The organism is Demequina sp. (assembly GCF_016278765.1).
Lineage (GTDB): Bacteria > Actinomycetota > Actinomycetes > Actinomycetales > Demequinaceae > Demequina.
Map to the genome: position 1 here is coordinate 59,847 of NZ_JADQBE010000008.1, position 23,470 is coordinate 83,316.

At 66.5% G+C, this 23,470-nt stretch carries 18 protein-coding genes; 3 read left to right on the top strand and 15 right to left on the bottom strand.

Going from position 1 to position 23,470, the window contains the following annotated elements; all coding sequences use genetic code 11:
* Positions 1-67: 67 nt before the first annotated feature.
* Positions 68-2,587, top strand: coding sequence for an MMPL family transporter (locus tag QZZ29_RS01430; protein ID WP_291380815.1), 2,520 nt, complete (start codon positions 68-70; stop codon positions 2,585-2,587).
* Between the two features lie 26 nt (positions 2,588-2,613).
* On the opposite strand, the gene QZZ29_RS01435 is transcribed toward QZZ29_RS01430, so the two are convergent.
* From QZZ29_RS01435 to QZZ29_RS01475, 9 genes are all read right to left on the bottom strand, one after another.
* A complete protein-coding gene (locus tag QZZ29_RS01435; RefSeq protein ID WP_291380817.1) occupies positions 2,614-4,473 on the bottom strand; it encodes a DUF2207 domain-containing protein in 1,860 nt (619 codons plus the stop codon).
* A 62-nt stretch (positions 4,474-4,535) separates the two neighbouring features.
* Positions 4,536-5,000, bottom strand: a complete 465-nt coding sequence (gene smpB, locus QZZ29_RS01440) for an SsrA-binding protein SmpB (protein ID WP_291380820.1) — start codon at positions 4,998-5,000, stop codon at positions 4,536-4,538.
* An 87-nt stretch (positions 5,001-5,087) separates the two neighbouring features.
* Complete coding sequence (locus tag QZZ29_RS01445) at positions 5,088-6,407, bottom strand: M23 family metallopeptidase (RefSeq protein WP_291380822.1); 1,320 nt, start codon at positions 6,405-6,407, stop codon at positions 5,088-5,090.
* Complete coding sequence (gene ftsX / locus QZZ29_RS01450) at positions 6,404-7,315, bottom strand: permease-like cell division protein FtsX (RefSeq protein WP_291380824.1); 912 nt, start codon at positions 7,313-7,315, stop codon at positions 6,404-6,406. The genes QZZ29_RS01445 and ftsX overlap by 4 nt, the downstream gene beginning before the upstream one ends.
* A complete protein-coding gene (gene ftsE / locus QZZ29_RS01455) occupies positions 7,312-8,007 on the bottom strand; it encodes a cell division ATP-binding protein FtsE (RefSeq protein ID WP_291380826.1) in 696 nt (231 codons plus the stop codon). Before ftsE ends, ftsX begins: the two co-directional genes overlap by 4 nt.
* A 170-nt stretch (positions 8,008-8,177) precedes the next feature.
* Positions 8,178-9,542, bottom strand: coding sequence for an NAD-dependent succinate-semialdehyde dehydrogenase (locus QZZ29_RS01460; protein ID WP_291380827.1), 1,365 nt, complete (start codon positions 9,540-9,542; stop codon positions 8,178-8,180).
* Between the two features lie 64 nt (positions 9,543-9,606).
* Entirely contained in the window at positions 9,607-10,962 is a 1,356-nt protein-coding gene (gene gabT / locus QZZ29_RS01465) for a 4-aminobutyrate--2-oxoglutarate transaminase (RefSeq protein WP_291380829.1), read from the bottom strand.
* Between the two features lie 51 nt (positions 10,963-11,013).
* On the bottom strand, positions 11,014-12,354 hold the full coding sequence (locus tag QZZ29_RS01470; RefSeq protein WP_291380831.1) for an aspartate aminotransferase family protein: 1,341 nt from the start codon (positions 12,352-12,354) through the stop codon (positions 11,014-11,016).
* A 32-nt stretch (positions 12,355-12,386) separates the two neighbouring features.
* Complete coding sequence (locus tag QZZ29_RS01475) at positions 12,387-13,874, bottom strand: CoA-acylating methylmalonate-semialdehyde dehydrogenase (protein WP_291380869.1); 1,488 nt, start codon at positions 13,872-13,874, stop codon at positions 12,387-12,389.
* An 86-nt stretch (positions 13,875-13,960) separates the two neighbouring features.
* Between QZZ29_RS01475 and QZZ29_RS01480 the strand changes: the two genes are divergently transcribed.
* A complete protein-coding gene (locus QZZ29_RS01480) occupies positions 13,961-15,607 on the top strand; it encodes a PucR family transcriptional regulator ligand-binding domain-containing protein (RefSeq protein WP_291380832.1) in 1,647 nt (548 codons plus the stop codon).
* Between the two features lie 110 nt (positions 15,608-15,717).
* On the opposite strand, the gene QZZ29_RS01485 is transcribed toward QZZ29_RS01480, so the two are convergent.
* From QZZ29_RS01485 to QZZ29_RS01495, 3 genes are all read right to left on the bottom strand, one after another.
* The gene (locus QZZ29_RS01485) at positions 15,718-17,106 is read right to left on the bottom strand and encodes an FAD-dependent oxidoreductase (protein WP_291380834.1); all 1,389 of its coding nucleotides are present in this window, start codon (positions 17,104-17,106) and stop codon (positions 15,718-15,720) included.
* A gap of 111 nt (positions 17,107-17,217) precedes the next feature.
* A complete protein-coding gene (locus QZZ29_RS01490; RefSeq protein ID WP_366478825.1) occupies positions 17,218-17,457 on the bottom strand; it encodes a hypothetical protein in 240 nt (79 codons plus the stop codon).
* A 382-nt stretch (positions 17,458-17,839) separates the two neighbouring features.
* On the bottom strand, positions 17,840-18,022 hold the full coding sequence (locus QZZ29_RS01495) for a hypothetical protein (protein WP_291380836.1): 183 nt from the start codon (positions 18,020-18,022) through the stop codon (positions 17,840-17,842).
* A gap of 292 nt (positions 18,023-18,314) precedes the next feature.
* On the opposite strand from QZZ29_RS01495, the gene QZZ29_RS01500 reads away from it, so the two are divergent.
* A complete protein-coding gene (locus tag QZZ29_RS01500; RefSeq protein ID WP_291380838.1) occupies positions 18,315-19,691 on the top strand; it encodes an aspartate aminotransferase family protein in 1,377 nt (458 codons plus the stop codon).
* A 31-nt stretch (positions 19,692-19,722) separates the two neighbouring features.
* Here QZZ29_RS01500 and QZZ29_RS01505 read toward each other — a convergent pair whose 3' ends face one another.
* The 3 genes from QZZ29_RS01505 to QZZ29_RS01515 all read right to left on the bottom strand — a co-directional run bounded on the left by QZZ29_RS01505 (position 19,723) and on the right by QZZ29_RS01515 (position 23,470).
* Positions 19,723-21,396, bottom strand: coding sequence for an amidohydrolase (locus tag QZZ29_RS01505; RefSeq protein WP_291380839.1), 1,674 nt, complete (start codon positions 21,394-21,396; stop codon positions 19,723-19,725).
* 49 nt (positions 21,397-21,445) lie between these two features.
* The gene (prfB, locus tag QZZ29_RS01510; RefSeq protein WP_366478828.1) at positions 21,446-22,546 is read right to left on the bottom strand and encodes a peptide chain release factor 2; all 1,101 of its coding nucleotides are present in this window, start codon (positions 22,544-22,546) and stop codon (positions 21,446-21,448) included.
* A 225-nt stretch (positions 22,547-22,771) separates the two neighbouring features.
* Positions 22,772-23,470, bottom strand: coding sequence for an iron-containing alcohol dehydrogenase (locus QZZ29_RS01515; RefSeq protein ID WP_366478830.1), 699 nt, complete (start codon positions 23,468-23,470; stop codon positions 22,772-22,774).

Sequence of the window (23,470 nt, forward strand, 5' to 3'; positions counted from 1 at the left end):
ACGCTTACAGTAGACGCGGCATCGTCGCCGCTCCCCTGTTCATCTCTGTGCTGAGAAAGGCTTTGACGTGGCCAAACTCCTGTTCCGCATCGGTCGCGACTCGTCTCGCCATCCGCTCATCGTGATCGCCGCATGGGTCGTCGCGGTGGCCGCGGCCGCCGGCGCCTACCTCGGCTTTGGCGGATCGCTTGCCGACAGCTTCTCGATCCCGGGGACCGAGACGGACCGGGTGACGCAACAGGTGTCACAGGAGCTTTCCGGCGTCGATGGCGCCACGGCGCGCTTGGTCTTCCACACCGAAAGCGGCGCGGCCTTCACAGACGAGCAGATCGCACAGATCGGCGCCGCGCTCGACTCCTTGACATCCATCGACGGCGTCAGCGGCGTGCTCAACCCCTTCGATTCCTCAGCGCAGCGCGAGGCACAGGCTCAGCAGCTCGGCGACGGCGCCAACCAACTGTCAGCGGCGCGCGACAAGCTCGACGCGACCGGGCAGCAACTCGATGCCTCGCAGGCTCAACTGGAGGCACGTCAAGCGCAACTCGACGCCGCAGTAGCCAACGCGCGGGCCGCGGGCGTCTACGACGCGTCGGCGGACCAGTTCGCGGCCCAACAGCAGCAGATCGACGACGGCCTTGCGCAGGTATCCGACGGTCGCACCCAACTTGAGCAGGGTCGCGCGGACCTGCAGGTGCAAGAAGACCGGCTCGGCCTCGGGCGCCAGTTGGCGGACTACGCCTCCGAAATCCGCACCGTCGCCAAGGACGGCTCCACGGCTCTCGGCGCCGTCACGTTCAACGTGGACGGGCTGAGCCTGTCCCAGGCCACGAAGGATGCGGTCGTCCACAGTATGCAGAACGCTCCGATCTCGGGCGTCAACGTCAACTTCTCGGCCGGCCTCGTGACCGACGTGGGCGGCGTGCTAGGCGTCGGCGAGATTGGGGGCGTCCTGCTCGCGCTGATCGTGCTGGTGGTGATGATGCGCGCCATCCTGCCCGCGCTGCAGCCCATCGTGACGTCGGTCGTGGGCGTAGGAGTGGGCGCGGCGACAGCGCTCGCTTTCTCCAGCGTGGTGGACATGCAGTCCGTGACGCCCGTGCTGGGCGTGATGCTTGGTTTGGCCGTGGGAATTGACTACGCGTTGTTCATCGTCAACCGCCACCGGATGCAATTGCGAACAGGCATGAGCCTGCATGAGTCCGTGGGGCTCGCGAACGGCACCTCTGGAAACGCGGTGGTGTTCGCGGGTGCCACCGTGATGGTGGCCCTTGTCGCCCTCAACGTCACAGGGGTGCCGTTCCTGGGCGTCATGGGTTCCGTTGCGGCGTTCTCCGTCGCCGTAGCGGTGGCCAACGCCCTGACGCTCACGCCCGCCCTCCTGGGTCTCATTGGCCTGCGCGCGCTGAGCAAGAACGAGCGCGCCACCATTGGGGCCCCACACCATTCACCCGCTCCCGTGAAACCCATGCACACGGGCCGTGCGATTGCGTCATGTGTTGCCGCAACCATCGCGCTCTTGCTGGTCGCCATTCCGGCGATGTCGATGCGATTGGGCCTTCCCGACGGCACCCAAGAGCCCGAGGACTCGACTCAGTACCGCGCCTACCACGCCATTGCCCAGAACTTTGGCGAGGGCCTCAACGGGACGATGCTCGTGACAGCCGACCTTCCCGCGCCCGTGAGCCAGGATGAGGTGCTCGCCACGCAGGCCTCCATTGCGGGCGCCCTGATGAGCCATGCCGACGTCGCCGCAGTAGCGCCCATCGCCGTGTCCGACGACCGGGGTTTCATGGCATTCCAGGTGATCCCCTCGTCGGGTCCGTCGAGCGTGGAAACCACGAACCTGGTGAACGAGCTGCGCTCCAGCTCGCCACTGGAGGACGGCACCGTGCTGGGCGTCGCGGGAGAGGCGAGCGGCAGCATCGACATCTCCCAGAAGTTGTCGGATGCCCTGCCCCTCTATCTGGCCGTCGTGGTCGGCCTGTCGCTGATCATCCTGGTCATCGTCTTCCGCTCGATCGTGGTGCCAGTGCTGGCGACGGCCGGCTTTGTCCTGTCGCTCTTCGCGGCATTCGGCGTGGTGACGGCCATCTACCAATGGGGCTGGCTGTCGTCCCTCTTCGGGGTGCATGATCCAGGGCCGGTGCTGAGCTTCCTGCCGATCATCCTGACCGGCATCCTGTTCGGCCTTGCCATGGACTACCAGCTCTTCATCACGAGCGGAATGCGCGAGGCGTACGTGCACGGCGCGTCGGCGCGCGAGGCGGTGGTCGCGGGTGTGCGCCACGGGCGCGCGGTGGTGACCGCCGCGGCAATCATCATGGCCGCCGTATTTGGCGGCTTCGTCTTCTCCGAGATTTCCATGATCCGCCCCATGGGGCTAGGCATGGCGACCGGCGTCCTGTTCGACGCCTTCGTGGTGCGCATGGTGATCGTGCCGGCGCTCATGCACCTCGCCGGTGAATCCGCATGGTGGTTGCCGCGCTGGCTCGACCGCATCCTTCCCAACGTGGATGTCGAGGGATCACAGCTGGAGCGGGAGCACCCGGTCCCGGTCGTCGCCGCGGTCCCAGCCGTGCGCATCTAGCGCCATCGGTGGGGTGGCGGCCCGGATCACCAGCCGCCGCCTCCGCCGCCTCCGCCGCCTCCGCCGGAGAAGCCGCCACCACCAAAGCCCGAGCCCCCCGAGGAGCCAGGCGTGGGCGCGGTCATGGCGCTGTCCGCAAGGGAGGCGAAATTGTTCATGCGGGCACCCAAGCCCGCCGAGTACAGCCAGAACGTGCCATACGCGTATCCGCCGTACCAGGTCGGTTCGGCAAGGGTCTTCCCCTGACGCGCCAGTTCCTCGAACTTCTTGGCCCACTTGTCGGCCACGCCAAACGCGATGGCGTACGGCAAGTACTTGGAGAACAGGTCCTCGCCCTCCTCGAAGCGCAACTGGTTGGCCTCGGCCTTGGAGATGTAGAGCTCGAAGCCGCGCGCCTGCTGCAGCGCCGCCGTGCCCTTCGCCGTTCTCGCCGGCGCGTTCCTGGTGGTCGCGAGCGTGATGGCGCCCAGCAGGATCAGCGGAAGCGGCAGCAACGCCAGGCGCGTGCCCTGCGCGAGCCAGACGGTGCCCAACACTCCTGCGACCAGCAGCCCCAGGCCCGCGGCCGCCCACGATCCGCGTACAACCTGCGGGTTGCCCCGGAACCACCCGAGGCTGGTGACGTTCCTGTACAACTGCTTCTGCACGGACGACATTGACGACGCAAAGGTGGTCTTGAGATCGGACATCGCCACCTCGGTGCGACCCTTGAAGAGCGCATCGAGCAGCATCGCCTCGTATGGGAACAGTGCCGCATCGCTGGGGCGCAACTGGACCAATTGGTAGTCGCGCTCCTTGGAAAACAGCCCGGACTTCTTCTCTCCAAGGTCATCGATGCGCAGGTACCCCCGCACCGCGAGGTCCACAAGAGTGGCCGTCACGTCTCGGGGGTCCGCCTTCTCGTCCGTGAGTGTTCCGATCTGTCCCGGGCGCATCCCCGGCGGCGGCTCGAACTGCACTGCCACCGGCGACCTGTAGTCGCGCCGCTCCGTCTGGCCCGACGCGCCTTCAACCGGAGTCAGCCCCGGTATCTGCCCCAGGTACTGCTCGTCCACGGCGGTGGTGCGCAGCCTTCTTGTGAGGACGAAGATGCCCACTGCCAAAATTCCGGCCGTCGCCGCCCCGGTTCCGGCGTTCAGGGTGAAGGCCCGCTTCACGTCACTGTGTTCTGTGAGGTTGGGCGTGGTCTGGAATGAGCCTGCAGGGTAGAGAACATCCACGGTGAACGGCTGCCCGGGAGAAAGGTAGTCCTGCAAAAACGTTGCCGTAGCGCCGCTCACCGACGCACTCGAGCAGGCATCGGACACGCCCTTGCGACCGGCAAAGCACTGCGCATCGGTCACGGCCACGGGCGACTCGACGGTGACGGTCGCGTGGGAGATCGGGATGACCCACTGGTCTCCCACGGCGTTCCAGTAGAACTCGTCTCCTGCAACGCTCCCTCCCGTCTCGGCGGCCGTCGTGGCATTCATCACCCGGTCCACCGTGTACGAGATGACGTAGGTCTGAACGCCGGAGACATTTCCGATGTTGGGGTCGCCGATTCTCAGTTCGGTGTAGTAGCGATCCTCGGTGAGATTGACGCCTGCGGGGGCACCCGTGGGGCTGGAGGCGCTGAAACGCGACAACGTGTAGACGCGGTCGAAGTCGTCGTCGTACCCCTGGCGCGTGGGCAGCAGGAGGTACGGCCCATGGCCGGGATCGTTCCCAAAGTCAAAGTCGATCTCCAGCCGCACGTCGGCCGAGCCGTCGGCGTTGAGCGCGAAGGTCTGATCCCAGCGGGTGATCTCTCTTCCCGGAACGTCGGGGTTGGAGGTGGCCGACGCTGCTGCGACGGGGACCACGGCCAGAAAGGCGGCGGCAAGAAGGGCGCCAAGAGTACGCATGGAATCCATCATGCCGTGTTCCCGAGTATCAGCCCACGGTCGCACTGCCCAGGCGCGTAAGACTACTCGCGCCCGCGTCTCGCCATCGCGCGCTCCGCCTCACGATTGGCCTGCTTCTCGCGAAGCGTCTGGCGCTTGTCGTACAGCTTCTTACCTTGCGCCAACCCGATCTCCAGTTTGGCGCGGCCCTTCAGGAAGTACAGGCGCAGGGGAATGATGGTGTGCCCCTTTTCCCGCGTGCGGATCGCAAGTTCGTCGATCTCGTGGTGGTGAAGCAACAGCTTGCGCTTGCGTCGCACCGCGTGATTGGTCCACGTTCCCTGGGTGTATTCGGGGATGTGAATATTCTCGCACCACGCCTGGCCGCCATCGATGTAGATGTAGCCCTCGCCGATGGAGGCGCGGCCCTGCCGAAGCGACTTCACCTCGGTGCCCGTGAGCACGATGCCCGCCTCAAAGACGTCTTCAATGAAGAAGTCGTGGCGCGCCGATCGATTGGTGGCCACCACCTTGACTGCATCGGACATGGCTCACCTCCCGGGCGTATCAGGGTCCGACCGCGCTGGTACAGCGCGGCCTACCAGTCTAGAGCCATCGACGCAGGCGCAACAGCGCTACCACCAATTGGCAATCAGGGTCATGGGGTCGACGGTGTCGCCGTTGACGTAGACCTCAAAGTGCAAGTGGCATGCAGTGGATGTACCCGTGGTTCCCTGGTAGCCGACGACTTGTCCGCGTTTGACCGTCTGTCCAGCCGACACGGCGAACGTCGCGAGGTGGTTGTAACTCGTGTACAGCACCTTGCCGCTGACGATTCCGTTGTAGAGCATCACCTGGTTGCCCAGGCCACTGCGGTACCTGGCCCACTCCACCTTTCCGTCGGCCGTCGCCATGATGGGCGTTCCGCAATACGCGCGGAAGTCCGTTCCGGCGTGCAGCCTCCACACCTGGTAGATCGGGTGGAATCGCATGCCGTACGACGACGTGATGTACGGCACCTCCGTGGGCGGGCTGAGGAAGCCTTTCACGAGCGACCCGGTGCCGTTCACCGACTCTTCGGCCAGTTTCTTCTTCCACAACACATCGAGCTCGGCCTTGAGCGCCGCGGCCTGGGCCTCGGCCTCGGCCTGCTGGGCCAAGTACGCGGCGCGCTGAGACTCCAGGTAGGCCTTCAGATTCTGGGCCTCCTTGAGCAACTGCTCGACCTCGGCCTTCTTCTGAGCGGCGGCGTCGCGGGCCGTCTGCGTCTCCACCACAAGGGCGTCGGCCTGGACCTTGAGCTCCTCGATGTACGCCCGCACCGCCTCTTGACGAGCCTTGCGGTTGCGGTTGACGGCCGCGAGTTCTTCCATCTGTGCCAGCGTGTTGGACTGCACCCGAGAGGTGGTCTCGCGATACGCGTAGTCATCCACAAACTCGGTCGATGTCTGGGCGCCAAAGAAAATGCTCAGACTCGCGTCCTCACGTGAACCCTGATACTCAGCGCGCGCGATCTCGGCGAGCACGTCACGCAAGTCGGCGATCTTGACGTCATCCGCCTCGATTTGCGTGGTGAGCGCGGCGTCCTGGGCCAGGGCGGCCTCAAGTTTGCCGGCGACGATGCTTTGCTGGAGCACCGCGGCATCGACCCGCTGCTGGGCAAGCCGGTATTCCTCTTGCACCACCGGAAGACGCTCGTTGAGCGCAGTCAATTTGACCGTGGCGTCGCCGATCGCCTGGTTGGTCTCGCTCAAGTCGTGGGCGAGACTCTTGGCCTCTTGCTCTTTCCTGGCCTTGTCCTTGTTCGCTTGCGCAATCTCGTCGTCGTAGCTGGACCAACCGGGCACGGAGCCTTCGGCCTGGGCGATGGTGCCGACGCTCGCGCCGAGGATCGCCGCGAGCAGGAGCGCTGCCGCGAGCCTGGCGTGGCGTGCACGCCACAATGACGTCATCATGCGCGTGTGTACCTCCCCAGGGTGGCCAGCGACGCCACGGCCGCCAACGCCACCGCAATAGCAAGGAGCCACGGCGCGACGGTCAGAACGTCGTCTCCACTGATGTAATCGACAAAAGTTACCGATCCCCTGAGCCAGTCTTCGACCAGGTATCGCACGGACAGCCACAGACCCGAGGCCGCGATCACGGCCCCCACTGTTGCGGCTACCGCGCCCTCAAGCATAAAGGGCATCTGAATCAGGCCCCGGGAGGCGCCCACCATCCTCATGATATTCGTCTCCCGGCGTCGACTGAGCGCGCTCAAACGAATCGTGGTGGTGATGAGCAACACCGCCGCAAGCAACATCACGGCGGCGAGGCCCGCGGCGATGAAGGTGGCGGCGTTGAGCAGGCTGAAAAGCCCCTTGAAGATCTCGCGTTGGTCCTGTACCTCGTCGACTCCAGGCAGGCCCTTCACGGCGTCGGCGACCACCTCGAATTGCTCGGGGTCGGCGAGCTTCACCCGGAAACTTGCCTGCATGCCGTCGGCCGTCAGGAGTGCGAAGCGGTTATCGGTGTCGCGCGACCGCAGCTTCGCAAAGGCCTGCTCGCGCGATTCGTACGTGACCTTCTCCACCAAGGGGGCGACCGAACCTTCGGTGAGGACGCTCCGAATCGACTGCTCCTGCGCGGTGGTGGCGCGGCCCGCCGCGCACTGCACGTGTCGCGACTGCTCCGGACACAGGAAGACCGAGACCTCGACCTTGCCGTACCAATCGTCCTTGAGCTTGTCGACCTGCATCTGGGTGAGCGCGGCGGCGCCCACAAACGTGAGGGACACGAACGTCACGAGCACCACCGACAGGGCCATCGTGCCGTTGCGACGCAAGCCGTTGAAGACCTCACCAAAGATGAATCTCAGTCTCATACGGAGGTCTCCGCCCCGTACACGCCGCGGTCCTGGTCCCGAATGAGCTGTCCGCCCTTGAGTTCGATCACGCGCTTGCGCATCTGGTCCACGATCTCGTCATCGTGCGTCGCCATCAGCACCGTCGTGCCTGTCCGGTTGATGCGGTCCAGCAGCCGCATGATGCCGACGGACGTGCCCGGGTCAAGGTTTCCCGTGGGCTCGTCGCACAGCAAGATCGGGGGGTGGTTCACCACAGCGCGGGCAATGGCCACACGCTGCTGCTCGCCACCCGACAGCTCGTGAGGCATGCGCTTCTCCTTGCCCGCGAGGCCCACGAGCTCCAGGGTCTCGGGCACCATCGAGTGCACATGGTGGCGCTTCTTGCCGATCACCTCCAGGCCAAAGGCGACGTTGTCGAAAACGGTCTTGTTGGGTAGCAGGCGGAAGTCCTGGAACACGGCTCCGATCTCGCGCCGCAGGTGAGGCACGCGCCAGTTCGACAGCTTGTTGAGGTGGCGGCCGGCCACGTGGACGTCGCCCGAGGTGGGCCGCTCCTCGCGCAGGATCAACTTGAGGAACGTCGACTTTCCCGAGCCTGAAGACCCCACAAGGAACACGAAGTCACCGCGCTCAATCTCGACGGAGATGTCGTCGAGCGCGGGGCGGGCTCCTCGGGCGTAGACCTTGGAGACGTTATCGAGTCGGATCACGGCAGCCTTGGGCATGGGGGGTCTTACCCACGCCTCTCGCATCGTAAGTATGCAATCTGCGCGATCCGGGGAGGGCGCGCCGCCGGGTCGTGTCGTGCACGGGCACCCTCCCCAGCGAACACGCCCCGGCCCGATGCGGTGAGCGACGGTCCCACGACCCCGCGCGGGTGTTACGGTGCGACGCGAATGAGCTTCTTGTTGACGAACTCGTCGGCGGCCAGCAGCCCCATCTCGCGGGACGTGCCGGAGCGCTTGACCCCGCCGAACGGAAGCTCGGGGCTGTCCGCGAGCACCAGGTTGACGTAGACCATGCCGGCCTCGATCTTGTCCGCCACACGATCGGCCTGTGCGGGGTCCGTGGTGTACAGATACGACCCCAAGCCGAAATTGGTGGCGTTCGCCAGCTCCACCGCCTCGTCTTCGCTCGACACCTTGTAGACCACTGCGGCCGGGCCGAACAGCTCCTCGCCAAAGACGTCCATGTCCTTGGTGACGCCCGTCAGTACCGTCGGCTCGTAGTACGCCCCGTCGCGGTTTCCGCCCGCCACCAGGGTCGCGCCCTGAGCGATAGCGGACTTGACCTGCTGCTCGAGGCCCTCAGCCGCGGCCACCGAGCACAACGGTCCCAGCACGGTGTCGTCGGCAAAGGGATCGCCCATCGTGCACGCCGTCATGGCCGCCGTGAACTTCTCGACGAACTCGTCGTACAACTCATCGATGATGATGAACCTCTTGGGCGCGTTGCACGACTGACCGTTGTTGTCCATGCGAGCCTCGACGGCGCCCTCGACGGTGGCGTCCATGTCATGGGTGGACAGCACGATGAACGGGTCGGAGCCGCCCAGCTCGAGTGCGACCTTCTTGAGGTTGCGGCCCGCGAGCTCCGCCACCGCGGCACCCGCGCGCTCCGAGCCCGTCACGGAGACGCCGCGGACGCGCGGGTCGGCGATGATCTGTGCGATCTGGTCCTTTGACGCGTAGAGGTTCTGGAAGGCGCCCTCGGGGAAGCCCGCGTCGCGGTGCATCGCGGCAATGGCGGCCGACGATTCGGGGCATTGTGACGCGTGCTTGAGCAGGATCGTGTTGCCGACCACCAGGTTGGGCGCGGAGAAACGTGCCACCTGGTAGTACGGGAAGTTCCAGGGCATCACGCCGAGCAGGACACCCAACGGAGACCGGCGAATGACCGCCGTGCCCTCGGCCAGGATGTCCAGGGGCGTGTCCCCCGTGATCTTGTCCCAGTTGTCCGCGTAGTATTCCGTGATGTCGGCGGCGAAGTCCACTTCACCCAGTGCCGCGGCAAGCGGCTTGCCCATCTCGCGCACGATGATCGCGGCCAGCTCGTCCCGGCGCTCCCTGTGCAGTTGGGCGAGCCTGCGGACCAACTCGGCGCGTTCTTGAGGACCGGTTGATGCCCACCCGCGATAGGCCGCATCGGCGGCGCCGATCGCGACATCGACGGCCGAGTCCTCCATCGTCGGATAGTTGGCTTCGGTTTCGCCCGTCGCCGGGTTGACCACCGCATATGCACTCATGGTTCTCCTTGTCGTCCCACTCGCTCGGCAGGAATCATCGTGTACTTGGTTGACAGGTGTGTATCTATGCCCCCGCGAGAGCGGCGGCGACTACGTCGAGGCCTTCGTTCAGCAGATCGTCGCCTATCGACAGCGGAGGCAGGAACCGGATCACATTGCCGTAGGTGCCGCACGTGAGCACGATAACTCCCTGAGCGATCGCGCTCTTGGCGACCGCGCCAGCCAGGGCCGCGTCGGGCTCTCCTGTCGCGGGTTCGACCAACTCGATCGCCACCATGGCGCCCTTGCCGCGCACGTCTCCGACGCGGGGGTCGGCCGCCTGCATCGCCGCGAGACGCCTGAGCACCAGGTCACCGATCTCGCGGGCCCGCTCGACCAGTCCGTCATGTTCAAACGCATCGATCGCGGCGAGCGCGGCGGCGCACGCGATGGGATTGCCTCCGTACGTGCCGCCAAGGCCGCCGACGTGTGTCGCGTCCATGATCTCCGCCCGACCGGTCACCGCGGCCAGGGGCAGCCCGCCCGCGATTCCCTTCGCGGTGGTGATCAGGTCGGGGACGATTCCCAACACCTCGCTCGCGAACATCGCGCCCGTGCGCGCAAAACCCGTCTGGATCTCGTCGGCGATGAACACGACGCCGCTTGCGGTGCACCACGCGGAGATGGCCTCCAGGAAGCCCTCGGCGGGAACGATGAATCCGCCCTCGCCCTGGATCGGCTCGATCAGCACGGCGGCCAAGTTGGCCGCGCCCACCTGCTTCTCGATCACGGAGATCGCCTTCGCCGCGGCGTCCGCTCCACTGAGCCCGTCGCGGTAGGGGTACGACATCGGCGCCCTGTAGATTTCGGCAGCGAACGGTCCGAAGCCGCTCTTGTACGGCATCGACTTGGCGGTCAGCGCCATGGTGAGGTTGGTGCGCCCGTGATACGCGTGGTCGAAGGCGACCACGGCGGATTTGCCCGTGAACTTGCGCGCGATCTTGACCGCGTTCTCGACCGCCTCGGCACCGGAGTTGAACAGCGCGGACTTCTTGGGGAAGTCGCCGGGCGTCACCCGGTTGAGGGCCTCTGCCACCGCCACGTAGCCCTCGTAGGGAGAGACCATGAAGCACGTGTGGGTGAAACGCGCGGCCTGATCCTGAATCGCGGCCACCACGGCGGGGTGGGAGTTGCCCACGCCCGTCACCGCAATTCCGGACCCGAGGTCGATGAACGAGTTGCCGTCGGCGTCGACAACGACTCCGCCACCCGCCGCCACGGCACTGATCGGCGCGGTGTGCCCCACGCCCGCGGCAACGGCGGCGGCCTTACGGTCCATCAGTTCCTGGGAGCGCGGACCGGGGATCGCGGTGACCAGCCTGCGCTCTTGGGGAAGGGAGGGCCCACCCACCACGACGGGTATCGAATCGATTGTGGTCATGCGCGTGAGCCTATTCCGGTTGGGGGTGCAGTGAAAGGGGGTGAGTGAGGCTCAAGCGATCGCCGCGTCTACGGAGGTCAAGGCGGCGTCGATGATCGCGAGACCCCTGCGTAGCTCTTCCTCGGTGATGACCAGCGGGGGGCACACGTGGGTGCGGTTGAAGTGAGCGAACGGCCACAGTCCCGATGCCTTGCATGCCGCCACGAAGGCCGCCATCGGTGCGGCGTCGGCGCCCGATGCGTTGAACGGGACCAAAGGCTCCCGCGTGGACTTGTCCTTGACCAGTTCGATCGCCCAGAACAGCCCGGTGCCCCGCACGTCACCCACGCACGGGTGCTTCTCAAGCCAGCTGGTGACAATGGGCTCGATGACGCGATCGCCGAGGTCCCTCACGTGGGCAAGGATCCCGTCGCGCTCGAACACCTCGAAGGTCGCCAGGCCCACGGCGCACGCGAGCGGGTGGCCCGAATACGTCAGTCCACCCGGGAACATGCGGTCGTCGAAGAACTCCGAGACGGTCGCGGAGATGATGACGCCACCGAGCGGGACGTAACCCGAGTTGATGCCCTTGGCAAACGTCACCAGGTCCGGAACCACGTCATGCGCCTGGTACGCGAACCACTCGCCGACGCGGCCAAAGCCAACCATCACCTCGTCGGCGATGTAGAGGATGCCGTACTTGTCGCACAGCGCGCGCACGCCCTTGAGGTAGCCGGGCGGGGGCATCAGCACGCCGTTGGTGCCCACGATCGTCTCGAGGATGATGGCGCCGATGGTCGACGCGCCCTCGAGCACGATGGTCTGCTCGAGGTGTTCGAGCGCGCGCTCCGTCTCCTGTTCGGGGCTCACGGAGTAGAACGGCGAGCGATACAGATAGGGGCCGTGGAAGTGCACCACGGAGGCGTCCGAGGGTTCGTTCGCCCAACGGCGCGGGTCTCCGGTCAGCGTGATCGCCGTCGACGTGCTGCCGTGATAGCTGCGGTACATGGCCATGACCTTGCGCTTGCCCGTGAACAGCCGCGCCATGCGGACCGCGTTCTCGTTGGCGTCGGCGCCGCCGTTGGTGAAGAACACCTTGGCGAAGGACTCCCCCGCCGCCTGCGTCACCAGGCGTGCGAGCTCGCCGCGCACGTCGTTGGCCAGCGCCGGCTGGATGGTCGCAAGACGCCCGGCTTGGTGCTGGATCGCAGCGATGAGGTCGGGGTGCTGATGTCCCAAATTGAGATTCACCAACTGGGAACCAAAGTCGAGGTACCTGTTCCCGTCGTAGTCCCAGAACTCCGCTCCGAGCCCGCCAGCGACCGGCATCGGGTTGATGGCGCCCTGGACGCTCCAGGAGTGGAAGACATGGCTGCGGTCGTTGGTCCTGACCAGGGCCTCGTCTGGGGTCATGGGGGTACCTCCCTGTGTGCTCATCTCAAGGGTCAGTGATTGCTAGGGAAGCCGAGGTCGACTTGCGACTCGCTGGGTTCGGGCCAGCGGGAGGTCACCACCTTGCTGCGCGTGTAGAAGTGCACGGACTCCGGTCCGTAGATGTGCGAGTCGCCAAAGAGCGAATTGCGCCACCCACCGAACGAGTACGCGCCCACGGGCACCGGTATCGGCACGTTGATTCCCACCATGCCCACCTCCGCGTCAACCTCGAAGCGCCGTGCGGTGCCGCCGTCGCGGGTGAAGATCGCGGTGCCGTTAGCGAAGGAGTTGGCATTGATCAGCGCCACCGCCTCGTCGTACGTCTCGACACGGACCACGGACAGGACGGGGCCAAAGATCTCGTCGTCGTACACCTTCATGCCTGGGCGCACGTGGTCCACCAGGCTGACGCCGATGAAGAAGCCGTCGCCATCGAAGTGCTTGGCGGTGCCGTCGACCACGACGGTCGCGCCATCGGCGGCCGCGCCCGTCACGTACGACGCGACCCTGTCACGGTGCTCTCGCGTGATCAGCGGACCCATGTCGGAGGCCGGGTCGGTGCCATCGCCGATGACGAGCTTGGCCATGCGCTCGCTGACCTTCGCCACCAGTGCGTCGGCCGTCGCGTCGCCCACCGCCACCAGGACAGAAATCGCCATGCAGCGCTCCCCCGCCGAGCCATAGGCCGCGGAGACCGCCGCATCGGCCGCCCCGTCGATGTCGGCGTCAGGCATGACGACCATGTGGTTCTTGGCACCGCCGAGCGCCTGAACGCGCTTACCGGCGGCCGTGCCGCGTGCGTAGATGGACCGCGCCACGGGGGTGGAGCCGACAAAGCTGACGGCCGAGACGTCGGCCGAATCGAGAAGAGCATCGACAGCGACCTTGTCCCCGTGGAGAACATTGAGGACCCCCTCCGGCAGACCTGCCTCTTCGAAGAGCTTGACGAGGAAGTCGGACGCGCCAGGGTCCTTCTCGCTCGGCTTGAGCACCACGGTGTTGCCGCACGCGATCGCCGAGGCGGTCATCCACAGCGGCACCATCACCGGAAAGTTGAACGGGGTAATGCACGCGACCACGCCCACCGGCTGCTTGACCGAGTGGACGTCGACGCCGCGCGAGACCTGCTCGGAGAACTCGCCCTTGAGCAAGTGCACGAGGCCAGCCGCGAACTCGATGTTCTCAAGACCCCGACTGATCTCGCCCTTCGCGTCCGCGAAGACCTTGCCGTGTTCGCGCGTGACGATCGCGGCGAGCTCATCCTGGCGTTCGACCAAGAGCTTGCGCATGCGGAAGAACACATCGGCGCGCTTGATGAGTCCGGTTTCCTTCCACGCGGGCATTGCCGCCTTGGCCGCGGCGATCACGGCATCGGCCTCGGCCGTCGAGGCGTAGGCAACCTCGCCCACCACCGCGCCGGTCGCGGGGTTGGAGATGGTGCCGGTGCGTTCGGTTGACCCGAACTCCTGGCCGGCGACGTGATGGCGAAGTACGCCCATGGCTTTCCCTTCACGAAACAGACCGGACACATTGCCCGATACCAGCGAGATGCGTATCTGCTCAGAATCGCACATAGAATCGGGCCATGACCGCCTCCGACCGTCGCGAAGTGCGTAGCGTTCGGACATTCCGTCCGGACGCGGCGGGCCCGGACCGCCTGGGGCTCGATGCCTTGCCGACCGTCGCCGAGGCGCTCGACGAGCCCGCGTTCCGGGCGGGCCATCCCGAGGTCCTCGAGGGCCACGACCGGCTGCAGACCAAGGTGCGCTGGGTGCACACCTCGGACAGCGCGGATGTCGCCCGGCTGCTCGAGGGCGGCGAGATGCTGCTGTCGACGGGCTCGGCGTGGCCATCCGAGGACGATGCGCTCAAGGCCTTCATCGAGCAGTTGCATTCCGCGGGCCTGGCCGCGCTCGTGCTTGAGCTGGGTTCTCGCTACGCGGAGGCGCCGGTTGCAGCGCGCACGGCCGCGGCCCGGTGGGGCCTTCCGTTCGCCGTCTTGCGCCGCGAGGTCAAGTTCGTCAACCTCACCGCCGCGGTCCACCGCCGCATCATCGGCAGCCAGATGGAAGCGCTCGAGGCGCACGCCGAGGTCCGCGAGCGCTTCACCGCCCTCGCACTCAGGGGCGCTCCGGCCGACCACGTGGTCGCCCACTTGGCGCGCACCCTCGCGTCTCCCGTCGTCCTCGAGAACCTCGCCCACGAGGTTGTCGCCGCCGACATGATCGACGGAGCCGACGCCGACCTGCTGGTCGAGTGGGAACGCCGATCGCGCGCGGCTGGCTCGCTGTCCCCCGGCGAGACCGACTGGCTGATCGTCCCCGTCGATGCGAGGGGCACGCGGTGGGGGAACCTCGTGGCGCTGCCCGGTGCCCCGCATCCCGCTGGCCGGCTCAGCGTCCTCGAGCAAGGCGCGATCGCCCTCGCCATCGGCTGCCTCGCGGCGGGCGGAGCGGAAGAATGGAACAGGATCGCGCGGCGGGGACTCCTGGAGGGCCTCCTCGAGGGTCGCTTCGCCACCACGGCCGACGCCGCGGCCAGGCTCGAGGCGGCGGGGCTTCCCGTCGGCGGCCAGCGCCTGTATGGAATTGCCGTGGCGGGCGGTAGCGCGTCGGTGGCCGATGTCGAAGCGGCGGCCCGCGCGATCGGAGGTGTGGCACTAGCACTGCCGCTCGACGCACCTCAACCGGTCGTGACCGTCGCGCTGCTCTCCATGCCCGCCGCGCATGGACTCGACCAGGATTCGGCCCAGGCGCTGCTCAAGGCGATCGACGGCGGGCCCCGCGCCACCATGACGATCGGGAGGGCCGCGACCGGCATCGACGAGGCGCTCGCGTCGATGCGGGACGCGATCGACCACTCGGCGGATGTCGACTCGAACGGCGCCAGCGGCAGGGGCGGAAGGGTGCGCTGGGCCGACGAGCGTCCGCTCGCCCACTTGCTCAACAGCCTGCGCGGCGATCACCGGCTGCTCGACCACGGCGAGCGCATGCTCGCTCCTCTCATTGAGCACGACGCCAGGGCGGGCGGAGACCTCGAAGTCGTGCTCGCGGCGATGCTCGCCTATCCCAGCAACCGCACGGCAGCCGCGAAGGCTTCGCACTTGTCGCGATCCGTGTTCTACCAGCGCCTCGCGATCATCGCCGCGCTCCTTGATGCGGATCTCGACGACGGCGAGACCCAGACGGCACTCCACATCGCGCTCCTCGCGCGAAGGGGCCGTCGCGGCTGACTCTCCTGAGGCGATGTAGACCTTGCGCAACGTCTGGGTCACGGTCCACACGGTCCGCATGCCAGCGGCAAGCCGCACCAGATCGTCGGGGCCTGGCTCGAGAGGGACGTTCACGAGTCGAAACCCATGCCCATCGCGTCGAGTGTCTTGAGGAGGACATTGCGCTTGCCACCGTTGTGGTCGGCACGGTTCATGGACCAGCGAACCATGTTGACCCCCACCGTGGCGATGGGCTCCGGCGGGAACGGGAGCGGCCTGTCCTTGACCATCTTCAGGCGCGTGCGTTCGGTCTCCTCGCCCGCGAGCAGGTCGAGCATCACCGCGGCGGCAAAGCGCGTGGCGCCCACTCCTAGGCCCGTGAATCCCACCGCATAGGCGACCGTCCCCGCCCGCGCCATGCCAAAGAACGCACAGAAGCGAGAACTGGAGTCGATGACCCCGGCCCAACGATGCGTGAAGCGCAGCCCCTCAAGCTGGGGGAAGGTCGTGAAGAAGTGTCCCGCAAGCTTCTCGAACGACTCGGGCCTGTCCTCGTAACGCTTCCTGATCTTGCCGCCAGCGTGATAGATCGCGTCGTAGCCGCCAAAGAGGATCCGGTTGTCGGGCGTCAGCCGGTAGTAGTGGAACTGATTACCCATATCCGCGATGGCCTCTCGACCCCTCCAACCGATCGACTCGAGCTGGGCGTCCGTCAGCGGCTCCGTCACGAGTGCGTAGTCGTACACGGGCACCGTCATGAGCGCATTGCGGCGCAGCAGTGAGGGGAAGGCGTTGGTCGCGAGGACCACCTTGTTGGCCTTCACTGCGCCCTTCGCGGTGCGCACCACGGGTCCTGCGGCGAGGCCGAGCACGGGCGAATTCTCGTAGATGGTGACGCCCAGTTCGGTGGCGACGCGGGCGAGTTCGTACGCGAGTTTCGCAGGGTGCACGAGCGCGGTGGCGCCTCCGTCCGACTCTCCGGCGAGGTAGGTGGGCGACTTCACCCGCGCCTGAATCGCGGCCGCGTCCATGACATCGTCGCCCGTGAGGTCGGCGACCTGGTGGGGTTCGACGGCGACGGTGAGCAACCCGTTGCGTTCGAAGTTCACGTCCATGCCGTAGCGCGCGATCGTCTGCTCGATCTCGTCGATGTTCTGGGTGCCCAGGCGCTCAAGCTCGTCCATCTCGTCGGGCCACCTCCTCGCGCCGTTCTCGTAGCCGTGGGTGAGGCTCGGCTCGCAGAAGCCTCCATTGCGGCCGGAGGCGGCCCAGCCGACGGTGCGCGCCTCGACCACGACCACCCGTCGCTTGGGGTTTCTCTCCTTTGCCTGCACCGCAGTCCAGAGGCCGGTGTAGCCGCCGCCGACGATGGCCAGGTCGGCCTCGATGTCGCCTTGCAGAGCGGGCCGCTCGGTGGCCTCGATGTCGTCGAGCCAGAACGGCTTCAGGACGCTGTCCGCGAGGGACGCAACGACGATGTCCCGGTGGGTGGGTTGACGCTCAAAGACCGTGGTGCCCACGGATATCACTGCTCCATCTCGCCCGACTACCCGTCGTGGGCCGCATCGGTGTCTTGCTCGCATCAAAGCCTATGAGGGGCTCGAGGCGCAACGGCGAAGGTCCAGGGTGGGTTAGTCCAGCGGAAGGATCGGCACGAGGCTGACCAATCCCGATGCGTCCCGCGCGAGGTCATATTGACGCAAGGCTTGGATGTATGCGGCCTTGTCGATGTTCCAGTCATAAGCCCACAGATCTGGCCCGTCTTGCGCCGCGACGAATACGAGTTCCGCGAGCGAGCGCGTCGCCCGGCCATTCCCGTCCACGCATGGGTGGATGCGCACGGTCTCCGCGTGCGCAACAAGTCCGAGCAAGCGAGCATCCCAATCATCGGTGTGATCCCAGCGATAGATGATGTTCTCCAGCGAGGACCGAAGCTCGACAGCGATGCGTTCTGGGCGACTACGATGTTGCGTTCCCGTTTGCTACGCAGCCCCGCCCACTGCCAAATGTCACCGTAGAGCATCCTGTGAAGTTCGTACAGGAACGTGTCAGAGAGCAACTCCGCCACGTTGAGACTCGCTGCAATGACGGCCGCGAGAAGGTCCCTCTGAACCTCTTCGCCAATGGCCTGCTCGAGATCGTAGACATCCGACTTGAGCACCGTTGCGCCGAGCTCCGCGCGCACGCCGGGGAGGAGAGCGTCCTCCTCGTCAGGCGTGAGAGGGGTGTCACCGTATTCAGCCGCGAACGGTGTCAGGACCGCTTCTCTCTGGCATCGAGAACACGCTGAACGCCCACGGCCCGGGGACGCCCGTCGGGAACTGCACGGCCCTCGAGTCGAGCAGACGCCTTGGTCGACCGCGCGGAGGCGCGCGCGATGGCGGCCTGGTCCACAGGGCCCTTTGTCACCGCGATCACCTCCTGCCGTTGCAGCACTTCGTACCATCGTACCGAGCCCAAGTTACGTGCGACAGTGGGCGTTCCCGTCGACTACCGCGGGATCACCCTGCGTTTCAGGGCTGTTGTCGCGGAGGACCCCGTAGTGCCTCATGTCAAGATGCTCGCGAAAGTCGGACCCTGGGCACCGATGCCCCTTTGGGCTACCATCGAGATAGCACACCGCGCAGTCAAAGGCGCAGGCAGTGCCGAGATCGCCATGCGCCAGGCCGGCGGTTGATCTCAGACAAGCTCCCAGGACCCGTCGCCAGGCCGGACGGGTGGAGTAATCATGGCTATTGAACTGAACCCCGAGCGCATTGCGACGCTCATCGCCGAGCAGACCGACGCGCTCAACGCGCGCACCCAGGCCTCCAAGGCGATGTACGAGCACGCCCGCGAGCACCTGAGCGGCGGCGTCGCATCCAGCTACCAGGGCCGCGACCCGTGGCCCATCTACATCGAGTCCGGCAAGGGCGACAAGATCGTCGACGTTGACGGCAACGAGTACTACGACTTCCACAACGGCTTCGGCTCGATGGTCCAGGGCCACGGACACCCCGCGATCGGCAAGGCCGTCGCCGCCCGCTACCCGCTCGGCACGCACTTTGCCGCGATGACCGAGGACTCGGTCGTCGTCGCCGACGAGTTGGCCCGCAGGTGGGGCCTGCCCAAGTGGCGCTTCACCAACTCGGGCTCCGAGGCGACGATGGACGCCATCCGCATCGCTCGCGCCTTCACGGGCCGCGACACCGTCATGAAGATCTTCGGCTCCTACCACGGCCACCACGACACCGTCATGGTGTCGATCGGCGTCGAGTACGACAAGATCGGCGACCGCGAGAACCTCGCATCGCTGCCCTACGGCGCGGGCATCCCGCAAGCGACCGTCGACATGACCATCGCCGTGCCGTTCAACGACGCCCCCGCCATGGAGCGCCGCATCGAACGCCTCGACGCCGAGGGTCGCAAGCCCGCGTGCGTCATCATGGAACCCGCCATGATGAACCTGGGCGTCGTCCTCCCCGAGCCCGGCTACCTCGAGGCGGTGCGCGAGATCACCGCCCGCCACGGCATCGTCCTCATCTTCGACGAGGTCAAGACCGGCCTCACGATCGCCGCTGGCGGCGCCGTGGAGAAGTTCGGCGTGAGGCCCGACATGGTGACGCTCGCCAAGGCGCTCGGCGGCGGACTGCCGACCGGCGCCATCGGCGGCACCGAAGAGGTCATGGCCGTGGTCGAGGACGGCACCGTCTACCAAGTGGGCACCTACAACGGCAACCCGCTGTCCATGGCCGCCGCGCGCGCCTCGCTGTTCGAGGTACTCACACCCGAGGCGTACGAACACCTCGGTGCGCTCAACGACCGCATCGTCAAGGGCTGCCAAGAGATCATCGACAAGTACGACCTTCCCGGCTACGCCGTCGGCATCGGCTCCAAGGGCTGCGTCACGTTCTCCTCGGCGAAGATCGTGGACTACGAATCCTTCAAGGAGAACCAGTTCCCCGCACTGTGCGAGCTCGCATGGCTGTGGAACATGAATAACGGCATCTTCATGACGCCCGGCCGCGAAGAGGAGTGGACCATGTCCGTGGTGCACAGCTTCGATTCGGTGGACAAGTACATCGAGGTGTTCGACGGGTTCGCCGCCGCGATCACGTCCGACTAGGGCGTCACGCCTGGCGGGGTGCCATGCCCTGCTAGACGCTGGCGTCTCCCGCCACCAGCTCGCCATTGACCCAGGTCTGGCCCACATTCACGTGGGCCAGACGCTCGGGTGCGAGCGTGAATGGGTCTTCGTCGAGCACCGCCAGATCGGCCGCGAAGCCCGGCTCGAGGCGTCCCGTGTCCGCGCCGCGCCCGTTCGAGAAGGCCGAGCCCGCGGTGTAGCCGTCAAGCATCGTGGTGAGGTCGAGCCGCTGGTGCAGGCCGATACGCGGGTCGGCCTCCTTGCCCTGCTCGGCGCGCGTCAGGCCGACGGCAATCGCCTCCCACGGATTGGGCGTCGTCACGGGCCAGTCGCTGCCACAGGCAAGCCGCGCACCCGCGCGCGACAGATCCCCGAATGGATAGTGGCGCGCCACGAGGCTGGGGTCGAGGAACGGGAACGTGAGGTCGGCGAGCTGCTCATCGACGGCCGCCCACAGCATCTGCAGGTTCGCGATCGCGCCGAGCGGCGCGAAGCGCTCCACGTCGCGCTGCCCCACCACCTGAAGGTGCGCCAGCGTGGCGCGCGCGGCCGCATCGGGCCCGTTGGCACGCTTGACCGCTTCGATCGCGTCGAGGCCCAGCGTGACCGCCCTGTCGCCGAGGGTGTGGAAGTGCAGCTGAAATCCCGCAGCGTCTACGGCGATCGACGCCTCGACCAGCGCCTCGGGTGTGAGGAACATGTGGCCCAGATTCTCGGTGGGGTGGCCGTGAGAGTCCCTGTACGGCAGTGACATGGCCGCCGAGAAGTTCTCGGCGACGCCGTCGACCATGATCTTGGCGGCATCGGCCCTGAAGAGGTCCGCCCGACCGCGCGCGACCGCAACCTCCCGCAGCCGCACGAAGGTCTCGACCTGCTCGAGGCCAGCCCCACGCTCCCACCACAACGCGGCGGTCACCCGGGCTCGGAGCACGCCGCGGTCGAGCGCCCCCATGTAGGCGTCGAGGATCGACTCCATGCCGCCGGTCTTGCCCACCCAGGCATCGGCCCAGCCGGTGACGCCAAAGCGGAACAGCTCCTCTTGCCCTCGCACCACAGCCGCGACGCCCTCGTCGAGCGTCACGAACGGGATCAGGTGCTGCACCAGGTTGACCGCTTCCTCGTGAAGAGTGCCGGTGGGGTTGCCTGCGGCGTCGCGTTCGATGCGGCCACCGGCGGGATCGGGGGTGTCGCGGTCGATGCCCGCCAGGCGTAGCGCGGCGGAGTTCACCCACGCGCCGTGATGGTCGCGGTTCATGAGGAACACGGGCCTGTCAGGCACGATGGCGTCGAGCGCCGCCGCCGTCGGTATCCCTCCCGGGAAGTGGAACATGGCCCAGCCGCCGCCGGTGATCCAGGCGCGCTCGGGGTGACCTTCCGCATAGGCGGCGACCGCGGCCACACACTCGGCGCCGTCCCGGGCCTCGGTCAAGTTGCACTGAAGTAGCTCGAGCCCGCCCTGAACGGGGTGGGCGTGCGCGTCAATGAAGCCGGGCATCAGGAGCCTGCCGCCCAGGTCGACGACGCGCGTGGAGGGTCCCACAAGCCCGTTCACCTCGGCGTCGGGCGCGACCGCAACGATCGCGCCGTCGCGGACCGCTACTCCTACGGCGCGCGGCACACCCCACCCGGCGCTGTAGGCAAGACCGCCGGTAAAGACCGCGTCGGCGCGATGCACATCCGGCATGGCGGGATCCTTCCTGGGAGCACTGTCCGGGCGAGGCTACCGTGCCGCCCTAGTTGCGGGAACGGCGCCAGCGAATTCCGGCATCGATGAAGTCGTCGATGTCCCCGTCAAAGACCTTGTCCGTCTGGCTGGTCTCGTGCTCGGTGCGAAGGTCCTTCACCATTTGGTAGGGGTGCAGCACGTAGGAGCGCATCTGGTCGCCCCACGACGCCTTGATGTCGCCGGCGAGTTCCTTCTTCTGGGCGGCCTCCTCCTCCTTCTTCAGGAGTAGCAGGCGCGACTGCAGCACCCGCATGGCAGCGGCCCGGTTCTGGATCTGACTCTTCTCATCCTGCATCGACACCACGATGCCGGACGGCAGGTGCGTGATCCGGACCGCGGAGTCCGTCGTGTTCACCGATTGGCCACCGGGGCCCGAGGACCGGAATACGTCCACCTTGATGTCCGTTTCGGGAACCTCGATGTGGTCTGTGCCTTCGATGAGGGGGATCACCTCGACCGCGGCGAACGAGGTCTGGCGGCGCCCCTGGTTGTCGAACGGGCTGATGCGCACCAGGCGGTGCGTTCCCGCCTCGACGGATAGCGTGCCGAAGGCATACGGGGCGCTGATCTCGAACGTGGCGGACTTGATGCCGGCCTCTTCCGCGTAGGACGTGTCGAGCACCTTGGCCGAGTACTGGTGCCGCTCCGCCCACCGCAGGTACATGCGCAGCAGCATCGCCGCGAAGTCTGCGGCATCCACGCCGCCCGCGCCGGAGCGGATGGTGACCACCGCGTCACGCTCGTCCCACTCCCCCGTCATAAGGGTGCGCACCTCCATGACGGCCAAGTTCTTGCGAAGCTTGTTCAGGTCGCGCTCGGCCTCGGCCAGCACCTCCGCGTCGTCGGCCTCGATGGCCATCTCGACCAGCACCTCAAGGTCGTCGAGCCGCCGCTCGAATCCGCCGATGCGCTCCAGCTCCGCTGTGGCACCGCTCAGGGCGCTCGTGACGGCTTGCGCGTTGTCCTGGTCGTCCCACAGGTCCGGGGCCGATGCCTTGGCTTCCAGGTCGGAGATCTTCGCTCTCAGCGCGGCGGGGTCGAGTACCGCCTCGATCTGGTCGAACGTACTGCGCAGTGCCGCGATCTCAGCGGGAAAGTCGATAGCCACGATCACCGAGTCTAGTGCCGTCGCTCCGGACCCCTTGAGGGGATCCCGCGAGGGCCACAAAAGTGTCCGGACATGAGGAAAGGGGCCGGCTCCCCATTGCGCCGGCCCCTTGAGGCGTTGGGTGTCCCCTCCCAACGTCTCCCCACGAAAAAGCATGCCCCCCAAATGCAACGACTGTTCGGGACCTGGGTCCCGAACAGTCGTGCTTTCAGCGATGAACAGGAACTATTTTGATGACTTCTTCGAGGACTTCGACGCGGTCTTCGAGTCCGACGGGAGTTCGTTGACCGACCGGTTCTTGACCTCGTCCCAGGTGACGCCGTAGTACGCGGCCTCCATCATGATCTTCATGTCGTCGATCATGGGCAGGCGCGGGTTCGCGGGCGCGCACTGGTCCTCGTAGGCCTGCATCGCGAGGGTGTCAAGACTCGACATGAAGTCGGTCTCGTCCACGCCGACGGCCTGGAAGGAGGGCTCAATGCCCAGCTTGGCACGGAGTTCCTCGACGGCCGTGGCGTACGCCTCCACTGCGATCTCGGGTGTCTCGTGTGCGAGGCCCAGCATCTTGGCGATCTCCTGGAAGCGCTCGGGCGCCACGTAGGAGTCCTGCTTAGGCCACGACGTCGGCTTGGTGGGAACCGTGCCGTTGTAGCGGATCACGTGCGGCAGGTAGATCGCATTGGTGCGACCGTGCGCCACGTGGTACATCGAACCGGTGACGTGGCTCATGGCGTGCACGAGTCCGAGGAACGCGTTGCCGAACGCCATGCCGGCGATCGTGGCGGCGTTGTGCATCCTCTCGCGAGCCTTCACTGCCGTGCCGCCCACGGTGACCGACTCTTCGATATTCTCGAATACCAGGCGAATGGCCTGGAGGCACAGACCGTCGGTGAAGAACTGAGGAATTTCAGTGAGCGCCGTCAC

What these genes read in the sequence shown, in the direction of transcription:
- QZZ29_RS01460 (WP_291380827.1), bottom strand. Translation starts at nt 9,542, where the DNA reads ATGAGTGCATATGCGGTGGTCAACCCGGCGACGGGCGAAACCGAAGCC.
- QZZ29_RS01500 (WP_291380838.1), top strand. Translation starts at nt 18,315, where the DNA reads ATGGCTATTGAACTGAACCCCGAGCGCATTGCGACGCTCATCGCCGAG.
- QZZ29_RS01445 (WP_291380822.1), bottom strand. Translation starts at nt 6,407, where the DNA reads ATGATGACGTCATTGTGGCGTGCACGCCACGCCAGGCTCGCGGCAGCG.
- QZZ29_RS01475 (WP_291380869.1), bottom strand. Translation starts at nt 13,874, where the DNA reads ATGGGCGTACTTCGCCATCACGTCGCCGGCCAGGAGTTCGGGTCAACC.
- ftsX (WP_291380824.1), bottom strand. Translation starts at nt 7,315, where the DNA reads ATGAGACTGAGATTCATCTTTGGTGAGGTCTTCAACGGCTTGCGTCGC.
- QZZ29_RS01505 (WP_291380839.1), bottom strand. Translation starts at nt 21,396, where the DNA reads ATGCCGGATGTGCATCGCGCCGACGCGGTCTTTACCGGCGGTCTTGCC.
- gabT (WP_291380829.1), bottom strand. Translation starts at nt 10,962, where the DNA reads ATGACCACAATCGATTCGATACCCGTCGTGGTGGGTGGGCCCTCCCTT.
- smpB (WP_291380820.1), bottom strand. Translation starts at nt 5,000, where the DNA reads ATGTCCGATGCAGTCAAGGTGGTGGCCACCAATCGATCGGCGCGCCAC.
- QZZ29_RS01470 (WP_291380831.1), bottom strand. Translation starts at nt 12,354, where the DNA reads ATGACCCCAGACGAGGCCCTGGTCAGGACCAACGACCGCAGCCATGTC.
- QZZ29_RS01480 (WP_291380832.1), top strand. Translation starts at nt 13,961, where the DNA reads ATGACCGCCTCCGACCGTCGCGAAGTGCGTAGCGTTCGGACATTCCGT.
- QZZ29_RS01435 (WP_291380817.1), bottom strand. Translation starts at nt 4,473, where the DNA reads ATGCGTACTCTTGGCGCCCTTCTTGCCGCCGCCTTTCTGGCCGTGGTC.